This is a genomic window from Shimia sp. MIT910701 (genome assembly GCF_047126315.1).
In the GTDB taxonomy this organism is placed as follows: Bacteria; Pseudomonadota; Alphaproteobacteria; order Rhodobacterales; family Rhodobacteraceae; genus Shimia.
In genome coordinates this window covers 2486457-2506751 of sequence record NZ_CP138953.1, presented here as the reverse complement: position 1 = coordinate 2506751, position 20295 = coordinate 2486457, and the positions used below count along the sequence as shown (strand labels likewise).

At 59.2% G+C, this 20295-nt stretch carries 19 protein-coding genes; 12 read left to right on the top strand and 7 right to left on the bottom strand.

All coding sequences use genetic code 11. The features are described from left to right. Positions 1-205: 205 nt before the first annotated feature. The gene (locus tag SIB38_RS12020) at positions 206-1015 is read left to right on the top strand and encodes a formate/nitrite transporter family protein (RefSeq protein ID WP_412550229.1); all 810 of its coding nucleotides are present in this window, start codon (positions 206-208) and stop codon (positions 1013-1015) included. Positions 1016-1074: 59 nt separating this feature from the next. Here SIB38_RS12020 and pyrH read toward each other — a convergent pair whose 3' ends face one another. Further along, entirely contained in the window at positions 1075-1809 is a 735-nt protein-coding gene (gene pyrH, locus SIB38_RS12015) for a UMP kinase (RefSeq protein WP_412550228.1), read from the bottom strand. Between the two features lie 119 nt (positions 1810-1928). Between pyrH and miaA the strand changes: the two genes are divergently transcribed. Further along, on the top strand, positions 1929-2810 hold the full coding sequence (miaA, locus tag SIB38_RS12010; protein WP_294113365.1) for a tRNA (adenosine(37)-N6)-dimethylallyltransferase MiaA: 882 nt from the start codon (positions 1929-1931) through the stop codon (positions 2808-2810). An 87-nt stretch (positions 2811-2897) separates the two neighbouring features. After that, the gene (locus SIB38_RS12005; RefSeq protein ID WP_412550226.1) at positions 2898-3815 is read left to right on the top strand and encodes a helix-turn-helix domain-containing protein; all 918 of its coding nucleotides are present in this window, start codon (positions 2898-2900) and stop codon (positions 3813-3815) included. A 21-nt stretch (positions 3816-3836) separates the two neighbouring features. Here the strand turns inward: SIB38_RS12005 and SIB38_RS12000 are convergent, their stop codons facing one another. After that, entirely contained in the window at positions 3837-4421 is a 585-nt protein-coding gene (locus SIB38_RS12000; RefSeq protein ID WP_294113368.1) for a lytic transglycosylase domain-containing protein, read from the bottom strand. A gap of 206 nt (positions 4422-4627) precedes the next feature. On the opposite strand from SIB38_RS12000, the gene ssb reads away from it, so the two are divergent. Together ssb and pepT are read left to right on the top strand one after the other, a co-directional pair. After that, complete coding sequence (gene ssb / locus SIB38_RS11995; RefSeq protein WP_412550225.1) at positions 4628-5155, top strand: single-stranded DNA-binding protein; 528 nt, start codon at positions 4628-4630, stop codon at positions 5153-5155. 143 nt (positions 5156-5298) lie between these two features. After that, complete coding sequence (pepT, locus tag SIB38_RS11990) at positions 5299-6543, top strand: peptidase T (RefSeq protein ID WP_412550224.1); 1245 nt, start codon at positions 5299-5301, stop codon at positions 6541-6543. Between the two features lie 50 nt (positions 6544-6593). Here the strand turns inward: pepT and aroB are convergent, their stop codons facing one another. Next, entirely contained in the window at positions 6594-7706 is a 1113-nt protein-coding gene (gene aroB, locus SIB38_RS11985) for a 3-dehydroquinate synthase (protein WP_412550223.1), read from the bottom strand. A gap of 3 nt (positions 7707-7709) precedes the next feature. Then, the gene (locus SIB38_RS11980) at positions 7710-8258 is read right to left on the bottom strand and encodes a shikimate kinase (RefSeq protein ID WP_294113375.1); all 549 of its coding nucleotides are present in this window, start codon (positions 8256-8258) and stop codon (positions 7710-7712) included. A 119-nt stretch (positions 8259-8377) separates the two neighbouring features. On the opposite strand from SIB38_RS11980, the gene SIB38_RS11975 reads away from it, so the two are divergent. Genes SIB38_RS11975 through SIB38_RS11965 form a run of 3 tightly spaced genes read left to right on the top strand, consistent with a single transcriptional unit; the run spans position 8378 to position 11006 of the window. After that, on the top strand, positions 8378-8527 hold the full coding sequence (locus SIB38_RS11975) for a hypothetical protein (RefSeq protein ID WP_412550222.1): 150 nt from the start codon (positions 8378-8380) through the stop codon (positions 8525-8527). Positions 8528-8531: 4 nt separating this feature from the next. Next, entirely contained in the window at positions 8532-10049 is a 1518-nt protein-coding gene (locus tag SIB38_RS11970) for a hypothetical protein (RefSeq protein WP_412550221.1), read from the top strand. Positions 10050-10052: 3 nt separating this feature from the next. Next, positions 10053-11006 carry a site-specific tyrosine recombinase XerD gene (locus tag SIB38_RS11965; protein ID WP_412550220.1) on the top strand — a complete coding sequence of 318 codons (954 nt, stop codon included), beginning with the start codon at positions 10053-10055 and terminating at the stop codon, positions 11004-11006. Here the strand turns inward: SIB38_RS11965 and SIB38_RS11960 are convergent. The 3 genes from SIB38_RS11960 to SIB38_RS11950 all read right to left on the bottom strand — a co-directional run bounded on the left by SIB38_RS11960 (position 10970) and on the right by SIB38_RS11950 (position 13491). Further along, a complete protein-coding gene (locus tag SIB38_RS11960) occupies positions 10970-11788 on the bottom strand; it encodes a metallophosphoesterase family protein (protein WP_294113390.1) in 819 nt (272 codons plus the stop codon). The two genes, SIB38_RS11965 and SIB38_RS11960, sit on opposite strands and share 37 nt — an antisense overlap. Before the next feature lie 127 nt (positions 11789-11915). Beyond that, positions 11916-12617, bottom strand: coding sequence for a substrate-binding periplasmic protein (locus SIB38_RS11955; protein WP_294113393.1), 702 nt, complete (start codon positions 12615-12617; stop codon positions 11916-11918). Positions 12618-12789: 172 nt separating this feature from the next. Then, positions 12790-13491 (bottom strand): substrate-binding periplasmic protein, encoded by a 702-nt coding sequence (locus SIB38_RS11950; RefSeq protein WP_294113396.1) that lies wholly within the window; start codon positions 13489-13491, stop codon positions 12790-12792. A gap of 140 nt (positions 13492-13631) precedes the next feature. Here SIB38_RS11950 and SIB38_RS11945 point away from each other — a divergent pair, with 140 nt between their 5' ends. The 4 genes from SIB38_RS11945 (at position 13632) to SIB38_RS11930 (ending at position 20210) form a co-directional block, all read left to right on the top strand. Continuing rightward, positions 13632-14936, top strand: a complete 1305-nt coding sequence (locus tag SIB38_RS11945) for an HlyC/CorC family transporter (RefSeq protein ID WP_294114093.1) — start codon at positions 13632-13634, stop codon at positions 14934-14936. A 145-nt stretch (positions 14937-15081) separates the two neighbouring features. Beyond that, positions 15082-15966 carry a DMT family transporter gene (locus SIB38_RS11940; RefSeq protein WP_412550219.1) on the top strand — a complete coding sequence of 295 codons (885 nt, stop codon included), beginning with the start codon at positions 15082-15084 and terminating at the stop codon, positions 15964-15966. 148 nt (positions 15967-16114) lie between these two features. Continuing rightward, positions 16115-17389: a phosphopyruvate hydratase gene (gene eno / locus SIB38_RS11935; protein WP_294113401.1), complete on the top strand. Its 1275-nt coding sequence runs from the start codon at positions 16115-16117 to the stop codon at positions 17387-17389. 355 nt (positions 17390-17744) lie between these two features. Then, positions 17745-20210 (top strand): ATP-binding protein, encoded by a 2466-nt coding sequence (locus SIB38_RS11930; RefSeq protein ID WP_412550218.1) that lies wholly within the window; start codon positions 17745-17747, stop codon positions 20208-20210. Positions 20211-20295 lie beyond the last annotated feature (85 nt).

Here is a 20295-nt window from a genome sequence, read left to right as displayed (position 1 = left end):
GTTCTGCTGACAAAGCTCTTAGGCTATTGTGTTCAACTTGTATAGCACAGGCAGGCTTCGGTGAAGCCCTGATCCCTTTGGTTTTGCCGCACAACCAATCCTCAATCGCGCACCGGGAAAAGCTTTTGAGACGTCGCTTTCGGAATTTTCATTACCAGAGTGTTTTAGTAAGAATTCTGCAACGCGCGACACGACAGGACCGAACATGACGCAAGTGACCCCCACTGGACTAGACGCCCACAAGCCCGCAGAGATCACCCGACTGATCAGACTTTCCGGCATTGCCAAAGCAGAAATGCCACTGGCACCACTGATCACGCTTTCGGTTCTTGGCGGCGTTTTTATCTCATTTGGGGCCTTGTTTTATACGCAAACCACATCCGGATTCGCGGATTTAAATGGTGGCATTACGCTCATGGGCGGCGTGGCGTTTTCGCTCGGGCTTATCTTGGTCGTGGTCGGCGGCGCAGAGCTCTTTACCGGCAACACCATGATTGTCATGGCCTACGTCGACAAACGCATTACCTCCCAGGCGTTGCTGCGCAACTGGGCAATTGTCTTGCTTGGCAACGCCATTGGATGTGCCGCGATCGTTTCACTTGTTTATGGTGCCGGGCTTTTGGACGGCGCCCTTGGACAGCGCGCCGCAGCCATCTCCAATGCAAAAATTGCATTGTCTCCTTTTGAAGCGTTTTGCCGAGGCATCCTGTGCAACGCTTTGGTATGCTTAGCCGTCTGGCTGGCTGTGTCTGCCCGAACTGCCATGGGCATGATCTTGTCTATTGTTTGGCCCGTGGCCGCATTTGTGGCAATCGGCCTGGAACACTCCATTGCCAATCTTTACCTGATTCCGGCTGGCGCGCTTGCCGGAGCACCTGTGTCTTCTGGCGCGTTTGTTGCAAACCTCTTGCCTGTGCTCGCAGGCAACGTCATCGGCGGCGCTGGAGGCGTGGCCTTGGCCTATCGTCTGGCCTACGGACGGAGCTTGCGGGACGAGCCAGCAACCAGCCTTTAGCCCAACAAAAAAACGGAGGCCCCAAAGGACCTCCGCTGCAAATCTCTTCGCTGTGCGTCTTAGACAACCTTTGTATAGGTGCCCTTGCCGGCGAGAATGCCTTTGAACCCACCCGGCTCATCCAATGGGAACACAATCAGCGGCAGGTTGTTGTCCCGTGCCAGCGCAATCGCGCTCGCATCCATCACCCGCAGACGCTTGGCCAGCACCTCATCATAGGTGATCTCGTCATAGCGCACCGCGTCGTCATGCTCGGCCGGGTCTTTGTCGTAGATGCCATCCACACCGTTTTTGCCCATAAAGATCGCCTCACAGGCCATCTCATTGGCGCGCAAGGTCGCGGCAGTATCGGTGGTGAAATACGGGTTGCCAGTCCCTGCTGCAAAGATACACACACGCTTTTTCTCAAGGTGACGCACCGCGCGGCGGCGAATATACGGCTCGGCCACCTCATCCATGCGGATCGCGCTGATCACACGGGTGAACACGCCCAGCCCCTCCAACGCGCTCTGCATCGCCAGCGCGTTCATCACGGTCGCCAACATGCCCATGTAGTCGGCCGTGGTGCGTTCCATCCCTTGAGCTGCCCCGGACAAGCCGCGGAACACATTGCCGCCGCCGATCACCATGCAGATCTCGACGCCCATGTCGTGTACAGATTTCACTTCCTTGGCGATACGCTCAATTGTGGGCGGATGCAGGCCATAGCCCTGATCTCCCATCAACGCCTCCCCCGAAATCTTCAACATCACACGGTTAAAGGTTGCGTCGGCGGGGACGGTGTCGTCGCTCATGTTGCACTCCATCTGCGCATCGTTTTAGGATTGGCCGCAAAATGTCGGAAAACGCGCGCAGGTTCAATGCGAGAGTTGGGGATAACCGACAAAAGTAAGCGCAAAGTCAGGTCTCTCTCATGTCACAGCTGCCGCCCATCGCCCCGGACCAACCGGTTCTGATCGCAGGCCCCACCGCCAGCGGCAAAAGTGCCCTCGCTTTGCAGATTGCACAGGCGCAAGGCGGCGTCATCATCAACGCCGATGCGATTCAGGTGTTTGACAACTGGCGCGTGCTCACGGCCCGACCGCCGGAAGAAGACGAAGCCGCCGCGCCGCACCTGCTTTACGGCCATGTTCCCTATGACGCAGATTATTCCGTGGGTCATTGGCTGCGCGAGGTTGCGCCGCTTTTGAAAGGTGGCCCCCGCCCGATCATTGTTGGCGGCACAGGGCTGTATTTCACTGCGCTGACGCAAGGTTTGGCCGAAATTCCCGCCACGCCCCCGGCGCTGCGCGAAGAGGCAAACGCCCGCGTTGCCAAAGAAGGTTTTGAAACCCTGCTGGCGGAACTCGACGCCAAAACAGCTGCCCGTATTGATTGCCAGAACCCGATGCGCGTGCAACGCGCTTGGGAAGTGCTCACCGCAACCGGTAAACCCTTGGCGGACTGGCAAGACAACACGCCCCCCCCGCTCCTGCCGCAGTCTGATACATTGCCAATTGTGTTTGATGTGCCCAAGGACTGGATCAACAACCGCATTGCCCGCCGCTTTGACCTGATGCTGGAACAAGGCGCGCTGGAGGAAGCCGAAGCCAATCTCGCCACCTACGATCCAACCCATCTCTCCGCCAAAGCCATCGGCGCGCCGGAACTCATCGCCCATCTGCGTGGCGAAATTGATCTGGAAACCGCTCGAGAACAGGCCACAATCGCGACACGCCAGTTTGCCAAGCGCCAACGCACCTGGTTCCGCTCCAAAATGAAAACCTGGCATCACTACACGCCAGAAAGTCTCTAACCCGCGCGGGTTTTTGTCAGTTTGTGACAAAAGGCGCAGAGACCCCACTTGCTCGAATCGCACATCCTGCGCTTAATCAGCTGCAAGATGGCTGATAAAAATTTACATATCCCGTCATTTATGACCAAACCGGGCATGGGAGGCATGGCCGCACCTGCGCGCAAGCCAACCGCGCCTGTTGAGCAGAAACCTGCGCTGCGGCCCATCGTGCCCGATCAGCCTTTACCGCAAATTCGTGTAGAAACCCTTGCCGGTCTGACCAAAGGCGCGCCTTGGTTGTTGGAACAATTGCACGTGCGCACGCACCACATCCTGCTCTGGACCACACGGGGCCAGGGTCGGGTTCTGCTGCATGGCCTGCGGCGCGGCTTTGGCGCCCACAACGCGATCTTTGTCCCTGCGGGCAAACTGCTCGCTTTTGAACTTGGCCTTCAGGTGCAGGGCCTCGCCATGCTGATCCCGGACGACGGCCGTGTCACCCTGCCAGATCGTGCACAACATCTGCGCTTGCAAGACGGCACCGAACAAGCGGAGTTCACCGCCATCCTAGACGCGTTGCGCCGCGAGCTGCATGACCAACGCCCGTTCATGGCCGAAGCCTTGAACGCCCACGCCCGCCTGCTCTCCGTCGCCCTACGCCGCGACCTTCAGGAAGCTGGCCCGCCCCCGCCAACCCGTGCGTCTGAGCGGATTGTGCGCCGCTTCTGTGACATACTTGCTGCCGAATACACCCATGGCCACCCCATGGCCTGGTATGCGGACCAACTCGACATCACACCGACGCACCTAACCCGCGTCTGCCGCCAAGCGGCCGGGCTTACTGCTGCAGAAATGCTCTCACAAATGACCCAGCACCGCGCCCGCAGCCTGCTTTTGGACAGCGACCTGCCGATCAATCGTGTGGCTGATTCTCTAGGGTTTGGCAGCGCCGCCTATTTCACGCGCTTCTGCCAGCAACACTTTGGCGCCGCGCCTAGCCAGGTCCGCAAACAGGCCCGCGCCTAAGGTCCTCATGAACGTGAGAGGTTATCCGCCCCAGATCACCCGCACATAATTGCGAGTCTCGGCATAGGGCGGCACGCCACCATATTTCTCCACCGCGCCCGGCCCAGCGTTATAGGCCGCCAAGGCCAACCGCCAGCTGCCAAACTTCTGGTACTGCTGCTTCAAATACCGCGCCCCACCTTCCAGGTTCTGCTGCGGATCCATCGGATCCACCCGCAACAACCGCGCGGTCTGCGGCATCAACTGCGCCAGACCCAAGGCCCCTTTGTGGGACTTGGCCGTCGCATTCCAATTGCTTTCCTGCTGCACCAGCTTCAGGAACAGATCCACCGGCACGCCATGGAGCAACGCCGCCTCCTGCGCCATCGCCAGATACGGCCCTCGGTATTTGCCCTGATAGCTGCCGTTGCCCCATTTGGACGGCGTGTAAATCGGCTTGGGTTTCAACCGCACGGAATTGCGATACTGCTCTGACGCACGTCCATCGAGCACTTTTGTCTGGTTCTTAAACAACCGCGCATTGGATTTGGTCGACAGGCTCTGCGCCGCCACTGGCCCAGCAACCAAGGCCAATCCAATCACCAGTCCCAAAATCCTGCGCGCCATCTGCGCCTGCTCCACCCTGCTTTTGCGGCTTTCTTAACCAAATTGTAGGCAATTTTCCAGACCACAGAACCGTGCTTGGCAAATTCCCGCGCGCCCTGCGGGATTTTCACCGCAGGTTATCCACAAGAAACCGCTTCCCATTCAGCCCCCGCAGTGGTGTATGGTGCCCCAAATCGAGAGAAAGAATCCGTGGGAGACATAGGCGCATGGCCGGATCGGTGAACAAAGTAATCCTTATTGGCAACCTGGGCCGCGACCCCGAGGTGCGCTCCTTCCAGAATGGCGGCAAGGTCTGCAACCTGCGCATCGCCACCTCTGAAACCTGGAAAGACCGCAACACCGGCGAGCGTCGCGAGAAAACCGAATGGCACTCCGTGGCCATCTTCCAGGAAGGCCTCGTACGCATCGCCGAGCAATACCTGCGCAAAGGCTCCAAAGTCTACGTCGAAGGCAAGCTGCAAACCCGCAAATGGCAGGACCAGTCCGGCCAGGACCGCTACTCCACCGAAGTGGTGTTGCAGGGCTTTGACGGCGTACTGACAATGCTCGACGGCCGCTCCGGCGGTGGTGACGGCGGCGGCTTTGGTGGCGGTGGCGGCGGCTACGACCAAGGCGGTGGCGGCTACGGCGGCGGTTATGACCAAGGCGGCGGCGGCAACTTCGGTGGCGGCGGTGGCGGCAACCAGGGCGGCCCAGCCCCAAGCCGAGACATGGACGACGAAATCCCGTTCTAAGTCACAGACACCCGATAGATCACAGAGGTCGCCCTTTCGGCGGCCTCTTTTTTATGCGCTCCCTCCCGCCACCTGCGCTTTACACCGCCGCAAACTTCTCCCAATGTCATGCACAAGTGAACGATCATTCAGCGAGACCCGACATGACCGACTCAAATCAGTTCAACCAGAAACTCACGGACCGCCTGGTCACCTATTGCGCCATCGACAGCCAGTCTGATGAGCATTCCACCAGCATCCCATCCACAGACATCCAGCTCGACGTCTCCCGCCATCTGGTTGCGGAACTCGAACGCATTGGTGCGTCAGATGTGGAGCTGACCTCCTACGGCGTGGTCCTCGCCACGGTGCCTGCCACCGTGGAAGATGCCCCCACCATTGGCTTCTGCGCCCATGTCGACACCGCACCACAGTTCAACGCCACCGGCGTGAAACCCCGCGTTATTGCCAATTGGGACGGCAGCGACATCACCTACCCCGACAACCCGGATCTGGTCCTGAACCCGTCAACGTCTGCCTACCTCGAAGGCAAAGTAGGCGAAGACATCATCACCGCCTCTGGCCTAACGCTCCTGGGCGCCGATGACAAAGCCGGGGTGGCGATCATCATGACCATGGCCGAGCATCTGCTCACGACGCCGGACCTGAAACACGGCAAAGTGCGCCTCGCTTTCACCCCAGATGAGGAAATAGGCAAAGGCGTGCACGCGGACCTTCCTGCCGACTTTGGCGTCGATTTCGCCTACACGCTGGATGGCGCCAAACGCGGCACCATGGAGTATGAAACCTTCTCTGCCGACGGCGCAGTCATCACCATCACCGGTACCTCCGCCCATCCCGGCTATGCCAAAAACAAAATGACCAACGCGCTGCATGTGGCAGCACAGATTGTCTCCGACCTAAACGAGCCCGGCACCACCCCGGAAACCACCTCCGGCCGCGAAAGCTTCACCCACATCTACGCCCAGGAAGGCGGCAGCAGCGAAGTCACCCTGCGCTTCATTTTACGCGCCTTCGAAATGGACGACCTCGAGGCACAAGCCGCCCGCCTGCAAGCCGCCTGCGCCAAGGCCGAAGCGGATTTCCCTGGCTCCAAAGTGACCGGCGAGATCAGCAAGCAATACCGCAACATGCGCTACTGGCTCGAAAACGACATGACGCCGGTGGACCTTGCGCGTGAGGCCATCCGCACCGAAGGCTTTGATCCCGAGTCCGTGCCCATTCGTGGCGGCACCGACGGCTCCCGCCTCACGGAATTGGGCGTGCCTTGCCCGAACCTCTACACCGGCATGATGGAAATCCACGGCCCACTGGAGTGGATCTCGGTGCAAGACATGGCCAGCGCCACACGCATGATCTCCAATCTCGTGCAAATCGCTGCCAAATAACAAAAAAGCCGACCCACTGGGTCGGCTTTCGATTTCAACTGTCGACAGTCTTACCGCCGCGCCAGCTCTTCTTGCAGCAGCTGGCGCACCACATCACGCGGCACATCTGCGGTCACAAAGGCCTCGCCGATCCCGCGCGCCAAAATGAAGCGCAGTTGACCATCCACAACTTTCTTGTCCTGCCCCATCAGATCCAGCAGCCCATCGGCATCAGGAAGCTCGCCCTCAATGTCCTTGAGGTCCACCTTCATGCCCATAGCCCGCAGATGCTCCCGCACCCGGCTTGGCGCCTCTTGCGAGCAGAGCCCCAAACGCATCGACAACTCAAACGCCAAAGCACACCCCACGGCCACGCCTTCGCCATGCAGCAAGCGGTCGCCATATCCCGTGGCCGCTTCCAGCGCGTGACAGAACGTATGCCCCAGATTGAGCAAAGCGCGATCCCCCTGCTCGGTCTCATCGCGCATCACAATCTCAGCCTTCATCTCACAAGACCGCTTCACCGCCGCAATCCGCGCTGCCTCATCCCCTGCCGCCAGTGCAGGCCCCTGTGCTTCGAGCCACTCAAAGAAGTTCGCATCGCCGAGCATGCCGTATTTCACCACTTCGCCGTAACCGGCGAGGAAATCGCGCGGCGTCAGCGTGCCCAGCACATCAATATCCGCCAGCACCAAACGCGGCTGATGAAACGCGCCAACAAGGTTCTTGCCCAGCGGACTGTTGATGCCGGTCTTGCCGCCCACAGAACTGTCCACCTGCGCCAAAAGACTGGTTGGGATTTGCACAAAGCCAACGCCACGGCGCAGAATCGCTGCCGCAAACCCGGTCAGATCCCCAATCACACCGCCACCAAGCGCCACCACAAGGTCCTTGCGCTCCACACGTTGCGACAACAACCACTCAACGGTTTGCTCCAGATAAGCCCAGCTCTTGGTGCTCTCGCCCGCAGGCAGCACCAGCGCTTCCATGGCAATGCCATCCGCCGCCAGCCCATCGCGCAACGTCTCCAGATGCAGCGCCGCGACGTTTTCATCCGTGACCACACAGACCTGCTTGCGCGCCAGCATTGGCCCAATCAATGCTCCGGCTTGTGTCAGCAACCCCGGCCCGATGTGAATGTCATATTCCCGGCCCTCAAGAGCGACGTGTACGGTTTCCATCACGGCTTATGTCTCCGCCAAAACATCGGGGCGCGCGTCCAACAACGCCTGAGCCACCCGATCTGCCATTTCCTCAATGCTCAAGCCGGCCTCCGCTTTCACTGGCAAATCCGCCAGGCTGTAAAGCGGCACCCGCGCATCAAAAATCTCTTCCAGCGTTCTGCGCGGGTTGTCCGTGCGCAACAGCGGCCGCGTGTCTTTGTGTTTCACACGGTTCCACAGCAGCTCCACATCCGCATCCAGCCAGACCGCAACACCACGTTTGGAGATTTCTGCCCGATTGCCCTCTGCGAGGTATGCGCCACCACCGGTAGACAGGATGCAGCGCTCCTCTTCCAGCAGCCGGGCAATCACTTGACTCTCCTTTAGGCGGAAAAACGCTTCCCCATCTCGCTCGAAAATCTCGGCAATGCTCATATTGGCCGCCTTCACGATCTCCGCGTCGGTATCGATAAAAGACACATTAAGTTTGGCTGCTAAAGCCTTACCAACAGCGGTTTTTCCCGCCCCCATCATGCCAACAAACACAACGGTTTTTTTCAAATCATAGCTCATCAAACGCCCGCTATCGGCTAAGCCTTGCCCAAAAGTGTGGTTTGCGCATTGAATGACGTGATCTTGCCCAAAAGGCCAGTTATAAGTTGAAAAAAACAGGCAGGATAATCGAGGATATTATGGGCAGACTCTTTCGAGCCTTGTTGTTTCTAGTGGTTTTGGCAGCAGTTGCGCTGGTAGCTTACGCCTATCTCGGGCCGATCTTTGGCGCGGATTTCTCCGCGCCACAGGCCGAGGTGCGCATTCCTCTGGAACTGACGGGGCATTAATCAGGTGATCCGCCCGCTTCGCAGCCCAGTCGCCGCTCTCTTGCTCGGCACCGCGCCGCTCCATGCACAGGACGCACCGCTCTCCGCCATCGACTGGCTCGACAACACGCCCACGGTGACCCTCGACATGGGACTGCCACTCACCGAAGATCCGGTGAGCAAAGGCGTCTCCACGCCCACCATCAATGTCAGCCCGCTGTCGGAAACCTCACAGGACGCCGTGGGCCTGTTGCCTTCCAACGTGACCGGCCTGCCCGCCTCGCTTTGGTCCGCCTCTGACGCGGACACGCTGGCCGAACTGGTGGATGCGCAGCGCCCCGAGGTGCTACCCGCCATGCAGGCGCTTCTCTATACATTGCTGCTGGCCGAGGCCGACGCCCCGCGCGAGACCGGCGTCACCAACGAACTCCTGCTGGCCCGTGTCGACAAACTGGTCGAGATGGGCGCATTGGAACAGGCCGAAGCCCTGCTGGAACGCGCAGGTCCCACAACACCGTCGCTGTTCAAACGCTGGTTTGATGTCACCCTCCTGATGGGCCAGGAGACCCGCGCCTGCGAGGCCCTTATGGCCGCGCCGCATCTTGCCACTGACTACGCCTCCCGTATCTTCTGCACCGCTCGCGCCGGCGATTGGCGTGCTGCGGCGCTGACGTTGGACACCGCCAAAGCCCTCGGTCTGATTTCTGAGGAAATGGACGCGCTGCTTCTGCGCTTCCTTGATCCCGAATTGTTTGAAGGCGAGCCGCTTCTGGTGGCCGCCAACGGCCCCGACCCGCTCAAGTTCCGCTTATATGAAGCCATCGGCGAAGGCCAAACCGCCACCCGCCTGCCGCGCCCCTACGCCCATGCCGATCTGCGCGACACCGCCGGCTGGAAAGCGCAGCTTGAGGCCGCCGAACGCCTCGCCCGCACCTCCGCGCTGCACGAAAACGCCCTGCTTGGCATCTACACCGAAGGCTCCCCCTCCGCATCTGGCATGATCTGGGACCGTGTCGCCGCACTGCAAGCCTTTGACCGCGCTATGACCGCACAAGACATCCGCGACGTTTCTGACACGCTGCCTCAAGCCTGGGCCGCCATGCAGCAGGTCCACCTCGAAGTGCCCTTTGCCCGCCTTTACGGCCCGCAACTTCTACAATTACCCCTGCAAGGCGTCACCGCCCGCTTAGCTCGCGACATTGCGCTACTGTCTTCCGACTACGAACGCGCCGCCCGCTCCGGCCCACGCGACTTCCTTGCTGGACTGGCCCTTGGTGCCCCACCGCGCACGCCCACCGATCCGGTGCACCGCGCCATCGCCGACGCCTTCCACGACGCCGGTGTGCCACAAGAAATCTCCACCATGCTGGCCCGTGGCCAACTGGGCGAAAGCCTGTTGACGGCGATGGACCTGATGGATGACGGTGCCGCCGGCAACCTCGGTGCCTTGACCGAAGCCCTCGCCACCTTCCGCGCAGTGGGTCTGGAAGACACCGCCCGCCGCGCCGCGCTACAAGTGGCGCTTTTGGACACCCGAGGCTGATCTATGACGGCGCCCGCTGACAGGCTGCAATGGATTGCCACCTTTCTTGAAGCGCAGGCCGCTGAACTTGGCGCGTCGCCCAATACCCAAGCCGCCTACGCCCGCGATCTGCGCGACTTCGCCACCTGGGCCCATGGCAAATCCCACAGCTTTGACGCGCTCTCCCAATCCGACATCGAAGACTACCTGCTCTTCTGTGACGCTCAGGGCCTCGCCCAATCCACCCGCGCCCGCCGCCTTTCCGCCATCAAGCAACTGTTCCGTTTTGCCTTTGAAGAAGGCTGGCGAACTGACAACCCTGCGATCCAGATCAAAGGCCCCGGCCGCGCCAAGCGTCTGCCCAAAACACTGGAAGTCACCGAGGTCGACGGTCTGCTCGCCGCAGCCCGCACCCACGGGCGCAGCACAGATGACCGGCTGCGCAATACATGTTTGATGGAACTGCTCTACGCCACCGGCATGCGCGTGACCGAGTTGGTCAGCCTACCGGTTTCCGCCGCCCGCGGCGATCCGCAAATGCTCCTGGTGATGGGCAAAGGCGGCAAAGAACGCATGGTGCCGCTCTCTCCGCCCGCGCGGGACGCACTTGCCGCCTGGCTCACCTGCCGCGACGCCGCCGAGGACATCGCCCGCTCCAAAGGCAAGCCTACCTCGCGCTTCCTCTTTCCGTCTCGCGGCGCTTCTGGCCATCTCACCCGGCACCGTTTCTACATGCTGATCAAAGACCTGGCCGTCGCCGCCGGTGTCTCCCCGGCCAAAGTCACACCGCACACACTGCGCCACGCGTTTGCGACCCACCTCTTGGCCAACGGCGCCGACCTACGGGTGATCCAGACGCTTTTGGGGCACGCCGATGTTGCCACCACCGAAATCTATACCCATGTGTTGGATGAACGCCTGCGCGAGCTGGTCACCACCCATCACCCTTTGGCCAAAGATGGCAAGCGCAACGCCTGAGGCAACACATCCTCAGATGGCCAATAGCCGCTGAGCAACGCGCGATCATAGCCCTGCGTCAACCCAGCTGCCTGCATCGCAACCTGCGCGGCCGCCGCATTATAGGTCAACTCTTTGATCTTCGCCGCGCCATCCTGAAGAACCACAAACCGTGTCTCCGGCCGCCCATCATGCTCCGGCATGCCAACAGCCCCGGCATTCACCCAGGTCACGCCGCCAACCTGCCGCTGAAACGCGATACCGGAATGCCCCGCGATCACCACATCCACCGGTCCAACCAACGCCTCAAGCGACGCAAGTTCCTCTACAAACACAGCCTCCGGCGACACCGAAAACACAAACCGCGCCACATCGGTCACCCCGCCATGGATCACGGCAACACGCGCGCCACCCTGCTGAAAGGTCACAACATCCGGCAATCCTGCCATCCACCGCCGCGCCTCTGCGTCCACCTCTGCGTTCGCATGCGCATACCACCCTGCTGACAAAAGATCACAAGTCGTACCCGCTTCAAAACCGCAACCACAATCCAGCGCATTGGCCGCCAGCTGCTTTTCACAGTTGCCTGCCACCACAACAGATTGCGCCGCGCGCACCGCCGCCACAGTCTCCGCTGGTTGCGCGCAATAAGCCACCACATCACCGGTGCAAATCACGTTGCCAGTGGGCACCCCAAGCACCGCCGCCTGCGCCAGAATCGCCTCCGTGGCCTGCAAATTGGAATACGGCCCGCCAAACAACAGCACCGGCCCTGCCAATTCACCCAAATCCTGATGTCGCACAGCCCACCTCCGCCAAGTCGTTGCCGCAGGTGTACGACGTCCAGCCCAAAGCGCCAATCACATGACCGTCAGACAACAAAAGGCCGGGCACATAGCCCGGCCTTCCCGACGTCACCTCAAAAGAGATTTAGTCGTACTTCGCTACGAAGGCTTCTTGGGTACCGTCAGCGAGGATCGAGTCAATCGCTTCGTCCATGCGGGCAATCACGGACTCATCTGTGGTCTTGGAGCACGCCAGGAAGAATTCGTTCCGGGAAATCTCCATGGCGATTTCAAAACCGCCCTCTTCAATCGCCACAGCTGCTGCAGATTCCAGCGCCACCATGTAGTCCACACGGCCCGCGCCCAGCTTCTTCAAGGTCATCTCTGCATCTGGTGCCAGATCGATATCGCTTGCGCCCAGACGGTCGAGCAGCGCCACAGCAAAATCGCCGGTCTGCGTGCCAACCTTCTTGGTCAGTGCCTGCTCAACAGAAGTCACGTCGCCGTTCGCGCCTGGCTTCTGGATCAGATAAATCGCCTCAGAGTACATTGGGCCAGCCCAGTTGAAGCGGTCTTCCCGCTCTGGCGTACGTGCAGTCGTGAACACGCAAGTGTTGGCGTCCTGCTCAGCCAAAGTGATGGCACGCGACCACTTGGTCACTTCCATCTCGGCGGACACACCAGAGCGCGACAACGCTTCGTTGATGATGTCCACACCGTGGCCGGTCAGCTCACCGTTTTCGACGTAGTTGTAAGGGGCATAGTCTTCCGTAAAAAACTTCACGTCCGCGGCCTGTGCTACGGTTGCAGTGGACAGGGCCAGTGCGCAGAGTGCCAGAGTTTTCATTGGTGGATTTCCTCGCTTTAAATCTCTGCCCCCGGTTCTGCGCGCCATGTCTGAAGGCAAAGTAAACATGCGACTTAGCCGCACAGACAAAATCACAAGCCGCTGAAACCCAATAAAAAAAGCCGGGGCGCCTGCCCCGACTTTGCCACAATCTTCTCGTGGTGGGTTTGCATCAATAGCGCGATACAGTCTCTGCCTGTGTGCCGTCTGCCATGAGAGAATCCATTGCGGAATCAATCTCAGCCACTACGGCCGCTGGCGTGTCGTGAGAGCAGGCGATGTAGTACTCATCGCGCGACACTTCCATGGCAATTTCCAGCCCCGCATCCTCGGCGGTCAGCGCATTGGCACTCTCCTGCCCAAGGATCACGTAGTCCAACCGGCCTGCCGCGAGCTTCTTCATGGTCTTCTCCAGATCCGGTGCCGCATCCACTTTTGCCGCGCCCAGTTCTTCCAGCAGATCAACGGTGAAATCACCCACCTGCGTGCCAATCGACTTGGTCAACGCCTGCTCCAGCGAGGACACATCCGCATTTGTACCCGACTTCTGGATCAGATAGGTGCCTTCGACATACATCGGCCCGGCCCACTGAAATTTGGCTTCCCGCTCCGCGGTGCGGGCAGTGGAGAACACGCATGTGCTCGCGTCTTTCTCGGCCAGCGCAATCGCTCGGGTCCATTTTGTGATCTCCACCGAATGCGACAGCGCCGCGCGCTCCGCCACCTCATTGATCAGATCAATCCCGTGCCCCTTGGCCTGGCCATCTTCCATCCAGGAATAAGGCGCATAGTCTTCGGTCAGGAAGGACACGCTGGCCCCATCGGCCATGGCAACGGTTGGCAGCGCGAGGGCGGCAAATACAAAAGCTTTCATTGGATCCCACTCCATATGTGTTTGAACTGGGCGCCCCCTTAGTTCAAACCGCCTAAAGAAGGTTTAAGGGCTTCACGCCCTCTTGATCCGGCCTCTTTGCGCCCCCATAAACCTAAGTGATTGAGATTTCAGAGGACCCCATGGAGCCCACCACCACTTTTGACACCGCATTCTGGATCACCGCAGGCGTGATTTTCTTTTTGCTGATGATGTCTGCCTTCTTCTCCGGCTCCGAAACCGCGCTGACAGCGGCCTCTCGTGGCAAATTGCGCGCGCAGGCCGACAAAGGCAGCCGCGGTGCGCAACGGGCCCTCAACATTACAGAGGACAACGAACGGCTGATCGGCTCCGTGCTGCTGGGCAACAACCTCGTGAACATCCTCGCGACTTCTCTGGCCACCGCCCTCTTCACCCGCGCCTTTGGCGAGGGCGGCGTGGCTCTGGCGACTCTGGTTATGACACTTCTCGTGCTGATCTTTGCCGAGGTACTTCCCAAGACTTACGCCATCACCCGCCCCGAAGACGCCGCCTCTACCGTGGCCAGCCCGATCAGCCTGATCGTGACGCTGTTCTCCCCCATCGTTTCCGCCGTGCGCGTGCTGGTGCGCGGCGTGCTGCGCCTGTTTGGTGTGGAAACCGACCCGGACAGCCAGGTGCTCGCCGTGCGCGAAGAGATCGCTGGAGCCATTCAGCTTGGCCACTCCGAAGGCATTGTGGAAAAAGAAGACCGCGACCGTATTCTCGGCGCGCTGGACCTGTCTGACCGCGTTGTTGAAGAGATCATGCTGCACCGCTCCGGCATCGAGATGATCAACGCCGACGACGCGCCTGCCGACATTCTCAAACAATGTCTGGAAAGCAATCACACCCGCCTGCCGGTCTACAAAGACGATCAGGAAAACATCATCGGCGTTGTCCACGCCAAAGACCTGTTCCGCAGCATGTACACCCGCGCCGTGCAGGAAGAGACCAACGCCCGTGACCTGCTGGCCTTCGACCTGACCGAAGTTGCCAAAGAGCCTTACTTCGTGCCGGAGACCACCTCTCTGGACGACCAGATGCGCGAATTCCTGCGCCGCCACGCTCACTTTGCACTGGTGGTGGATGAATACGGCTCCCTGCAAGGCCTGATCACCCTCGAAGACATTCTCGAAGAGATCGTGGGCGAAATCACCGACGAGTTTGACGAGGACACCGATCACCCGATCCGTAAATCCGAGGACGGCCAGTTCCTGATCGAAGGCGCCATGACCATCCGCGACCTCAACCGCGCCACCGACTGGTCCCTGCCCGATGACGAGGCCAACACCATCGCCGGGCTGGTTATCCATGAGGCGCAGATGATCCCCACCGTGGGACAGGTCTTCTCCTTTCACGGGTTCCGTTTTGAGGTCACCGGACGCGAGGCCAACCGGATCACCGACCTGAAGATCCGCCCCCTCTAAACTAAAAAACTGGCCCATTTCTGCACAGCGCGTGATGGGCCACATCACCAAAATGAATGCGGCTTTGGTCGCGTTTGTCGGAAACAGGCTTGCCATGTCGCCCGTTGCTGTTCACCTGTGAACCATCTGACGCGCAGGTAACAATATGCAGAACGTACACGGTATTCTGATCCTTGTGGCAGCCATGCTTGGCTTCACGCTTGAGGACATGTTCATCAAATCCCTCTCTGTGACCCTCCCTGTCGGCCAGATCCTCATGGCCTTGGGGTTGGGCTCCGGAGCGGTCTTTGCTGTGCTGGCCATCCTACGGGGCGACAACCTCTTGGCCCCCGCCGCCTGGTCGCCACGCATGTTGCTGCGCACCGCTTGTGAAGCGGGCGGCGCCGTGCTTTTTGCCACCGCCCTCTCCCGCGTGGACCTTTCCACGGTCGCGGCCGTGTTCCAGACCCTGCCGCTGGTCATCACCCTCGGCGCAGCGCTCTTTTTGGGCGAGCAAGTCGGCTGGCGCCGCCTCACTGCCATTCTGGTCGGTTTCAGTGGCGTCCTACTGATCATCCGCCCCGGCACCGACGCCTTCGACCCCAACGCCCTGTTGGTTCTCGGCGCCGTCATCGTGGTTGCCCTGCGCGACCTGATCACCCGCACTATCGACGCCTCCGTGTCCTCCTTTGTGGTCTCCTTCCAGAGCTTCGCCTCGCTGGTCCTCGTGGGCCCGCTGCTGATACTCTTCAACGCCGTCGACTACGCCACGGTTACCACCTCGCACCTGACCATGATGGCAGGCGCCGTGGCCTTTGGCGCCGCAGGCTACTGGGGTGTCGTCACCGCACTGCGCCTTGGCGAAGCCTCCGTTGTGGCACCGTTCCGTTACTCCCGCCTGCTGTTCTCGATCCTGGTTGGCATGATCGCGTTTGGCGAACGCCCCGACCTGCCCACCATGCTCGGTGCCACGCTGATCATCGGCTCCGGCCTCTTCACCTTTATGCGTGAACACCGCCTCGCCAAAGCCGCCGCCCCGGCCCAAGCCTAGGGAAATCCAGCAAAACAGCGTCCTCCTGTCACTGTTAGCCCTAACCTGTGGAAAAACCGCCGTTAGCGCTATCAAAATGCGTTTACTTTTGCCCCGGCCCTGCTATAGCTGCGCCCGACATTTGTAGCCATCCGAGGGATCCTCCGACATGAGCACCATCATTGATATCTTTGCCCGCGAAATTCTCGACAGCCGCGGCAACCCAACCGTCGAAGTCGACGTGATCCTCGAAGACGGCACCATGGGCCGCGCAGCTGTGCCTTCTGGCGCCTCCACCGGTGCCCACGAAGCGGTTGAAAAGCGCGACGGCGACAAAGACCGCTACATGGGCAAAGGTGTTCTGGAAGCGGTGAACGCCGTGAACGGCGAGATCGCGGAATGCCTCGTCGGCATGGATGTGACCGAGCAGGTTGCCATCGACCAGGCGATGATCGAACTGGACGGCACCCCAAACAAAGGCCGCCTCGGCGCCAACGCCATCCTCGGCGTGTCCCTCGCCGCTGCGAAAGCCGCTGCCGACTACACCGCACAGCCGCTGTTCCGCTACGTGGGCGGCACCTCCGCACGCGTTCTGCCCGTGCCAATGATGAACATCATCAACGGCGGCGAGCACGCCGACAACCCGATCGACATCCAGGAATTCATGATCATGCCTGTCTCCGCGGCCAACATCCGCGAAGCCATCCGCATGGGCGCCGAAGTCTTCCACACCCTGAAAAAAGAGCTGACCGCCGCTGGCTACAACACCGGCATCGGTGACGAAGGCGGCTTCGCTCCAGCTCTGGAAAGCACCCGCAAGGCTCTGGACTTCGTGATGACCTCCATCGAAAAAGCTGGCTACAAGCCAGGCGACGACATCTACCTTGCCCTCGATTGTGCCTCCTCCGAGTATTACAAAGACGGCAAATACGAGATGGTGGGCGAAGGCAAATCCCTGACTTCCGCTGAGAACGCGCAATACCTCGCCGACCTCTGCAACGACTACCCGATCATCTCCATCGAAGACGGCATGGACGAAGACGACTGGGACGGCTGGAAAGCCCTGACCGACCTGATCGGCGACAAAGTCCAACTAGTGGGTGACGACCTGTTTGTGACCAACCCAACCCGTCTGGCAGACGGCATCGCGCAAGGCGTGGCCAACTCCATGCTGGTGAAAGTGAACCAGATCGGCTCCCTGACCGAGACGCTGAAAGCCGTCGATATGGCCCACCGCGCGCGCTACACCAACGTGATGTCCCACCGCTCCGGCGAAACCGAAGACGCCACCATCGCCGACCTCGCCGTGGCCACCAACTGCGGCCAGATCAAAACCGGCTCCCTGTCACGCTCTGACCGTCTGGCCAAATACAACCAGCTGATCCGCATCGAGGAAGCGCTGGGTGAAACCGCCGAATACGCAGGCCGCTCCGTGCTGAAGTAAGCCTCGGTGCTAGGTTGAAAAACAAAAAGCCCCCGAACGTCGGTTCGGGGGCTTTTTTGTGAAGCCTCCCAATCCGCAAATGCTGCCGCATACCACCGCATGTCACACCGGATACCCCGTGCCTCAGCGGCATATGGTTGATAGGGGCATTCCCCTGCCGCCGTTTGTACGGGCTCTGGCAAACCCAGCACTTTGGCGCGCTCACCAACAAATACTTCCAATGATGCCGTTGCACAGCAATATCGCGCCAATGAAACTCGTGACATGCCCCCAAAAGCTCTGTCAAGCAAAGCACTTAACAGTTCCTTAAGGTAATCCACCGAAAATCAAAGGGCTTGTTCGAAAGGACGCACTGGTGTCATTGAATGCTCTTCTCTTCTCGGTTTTGAAGGACCAGCAGGATCCCTCGTTTGTCCTGTCGGCAAACGAAGGCGTGCCCATCTCTGATGCCAAAATCACTTGGCACAACCCCGCTTTTTCCAAATTATTTCCGCAAACTCAGGGCCCCCGGCAACATCCATTGCCCCCGCCTTTCCTCGACAAAACCCTAGCCGGTTTCCTTCAAAACGGCCTGTCAGAAAAAGTCACAGGGCCAACCCGGCTCAAGAACGCCTTTTCAGCACAGACCCCTAAGCAAAAACCTCTGTGGTTCGACCTCGAAGTCACCACCTTAGATGAGAATAGCGGCTCAGACACGCATATCTATGGCCGATTTTTGGATGTCACCGAACGCGAAGATCTCCAGGCCCAATTAACAGCCACACAGGCTGAGATGGAAACCGTGACCTCTCGATTTGAACACGCGGTCAACTCCATTCCCGAAGGGTTCGCGATGTTTGATCGCGACGACGTTTTGGTCGCGTTTAACGCAAAATACGCGGAACTCTATAAGCACTCCACGCCCGCCATCAAAGTGGGCGCGAAATTCGAAACGATCATGCGATATGGGCTTGAGCACGGCCAATACCCCGAAGCCGAAGGTCAAGAAGAGGCTTGGCTCGCGGAACGGCTGGACCGCGAAAATAGGAAGCGCGCGCCGGTCGAACGTGAACTGCCCAGCGGGAAACACCTCCGCATTCAAGAAGTCGAAAGTGAAAACGGCGATCTTGTTGGGCTGCGCTCGGATGTAACGCAGTATTACGAATATCAAAGAGAGTTAGAGCAAAAAGCCGAGGATTTGGCCAAAGCCAACGAGGAGGCAAAAGCAGCAAGCCTGTCCAAAGACAGGTTTTTCGCCCGCATGAGCCACGAACTCCGCACCCCCATGAATGGCATTCTTGGTCTGACAGAGGTGTTGCAACACACCGCTTTAAACCCGCAACAACGTTCCTATCTCAAAACCATTTCCGGGTCTGCGACCAGCCTGCTCAGCATCATCAACGACATTTTGGATTATTCCAAAGCCACAGAAGGGAAATTTACTTTTGCACATGAGCGGTTCTCGCTGAAAGATACCATCTATGAGACCGCAGGACTGATACAGCCCCTTGCGCATGATAAAAACTTGGACTTCTGGATTGAGTACCCACAGTCCGTGCCGAGCCACTTCTTTGGAGACAGCGCACGCGTCCGCCAAGTTCTACTCAATCACCTTGGGAACGCGTTAAAATTCACCGAAACAGGGCATTTCGGCCTGCGGGTGGCATATCAATCTGACGACGACGGGTACCAGCTGTCTCTGGCAATCGTGGATACAGGGCGCGGCATTCCGCAAGATCAGATGAACACGTTGTTTTCTGCCTATGAACAAGTCCATCAAGACACCGAAAATGCCGTTGAAGGAACCGGGCTGGGTCTCGCGATTTCCAAGGCCCTTGTAGAACAGATGGGAGGCGCAATCGAGGTTGCCTCCTCTGTGGGTGAAGGAACAAAATTCACCGTAACCCTCGCTTTGCCCGCATGTCCGGGCTCAGAGCAAAAAACGCGCCAGCGACCTATGCCGTCTCCGAAACTGCACGTAGCCCTTGTGGGTCCTGAAACAGAGTCAAATGGAACTCTCAAGAGGATGCTAAAGGCGTTGAACTGTCGGGTTGTAACGTTCGATAATCCAAACCGGATTCTGACGCACCAGGAACAATTCAACGCGATACTCTGGGATGGAGATCATGTCGACTGTTTCGGGCAATCTGTAAAGAAGGTGCTCGAACAGCAAACCGGTGAGTGTGCTCATGCTCTGATGGTCTCGACCCCGCTGCGCTATTCTTCAAAGGGGTCTGATAAGGCAAGCTTTTCGGCAACCTGGCTCAAACCGGTAAGAAGCGAAGAAGTTGAACAAATCCTGTTTTCCGCAATGCCTCAAAGTTTTGATCCACGCACCGAGAGTGACGGCACGCAGAGGTCGCTGCCGTGCGAAACCAAAACCAACACCGGGCGGGTGCTTGTCGTCGATGACAATAAGACGAACCGGCTCGTCGCCGGAAAACTGTTAGAGACCGCTGGGGTTTTGGTGGATTTTGCAAGCAATGGCCTAGAGGCACTTGATGTTTACAAAGCCCTCCGGCCCACAACGGTTTTTATGGACGTCTCTATGCCGGTGATGGATGGGATCGATGCAACCACGCACATAAGAAAGCTGGAAAGCGACCTGGAGTTGGCGCCTTGCAAAATCTTTGCGTTGACGGCCAACACATTTAAAGAACAGGTCGAAAAATGCCTAAACGCGGGCGTTGATGGCGTGATTGGAAAGCCCGTAAAACGGAACGACTTGATCGAAGCCATCAGCCATCCAATTGCCCCAAACAGGCCAATTACGCTCCGGGAATCCCCTCCTAAAACACCGTCGAAAAACCATCGAAGCCCATGCGATACGCCTTATCATTAGTGCTTTTGGCTCCAAAAATATAACCCCAACTGTTGTGTCCGCCACGCCTCCTTCCTGTAAATATGCGCGTCGCGCAAAAATATCG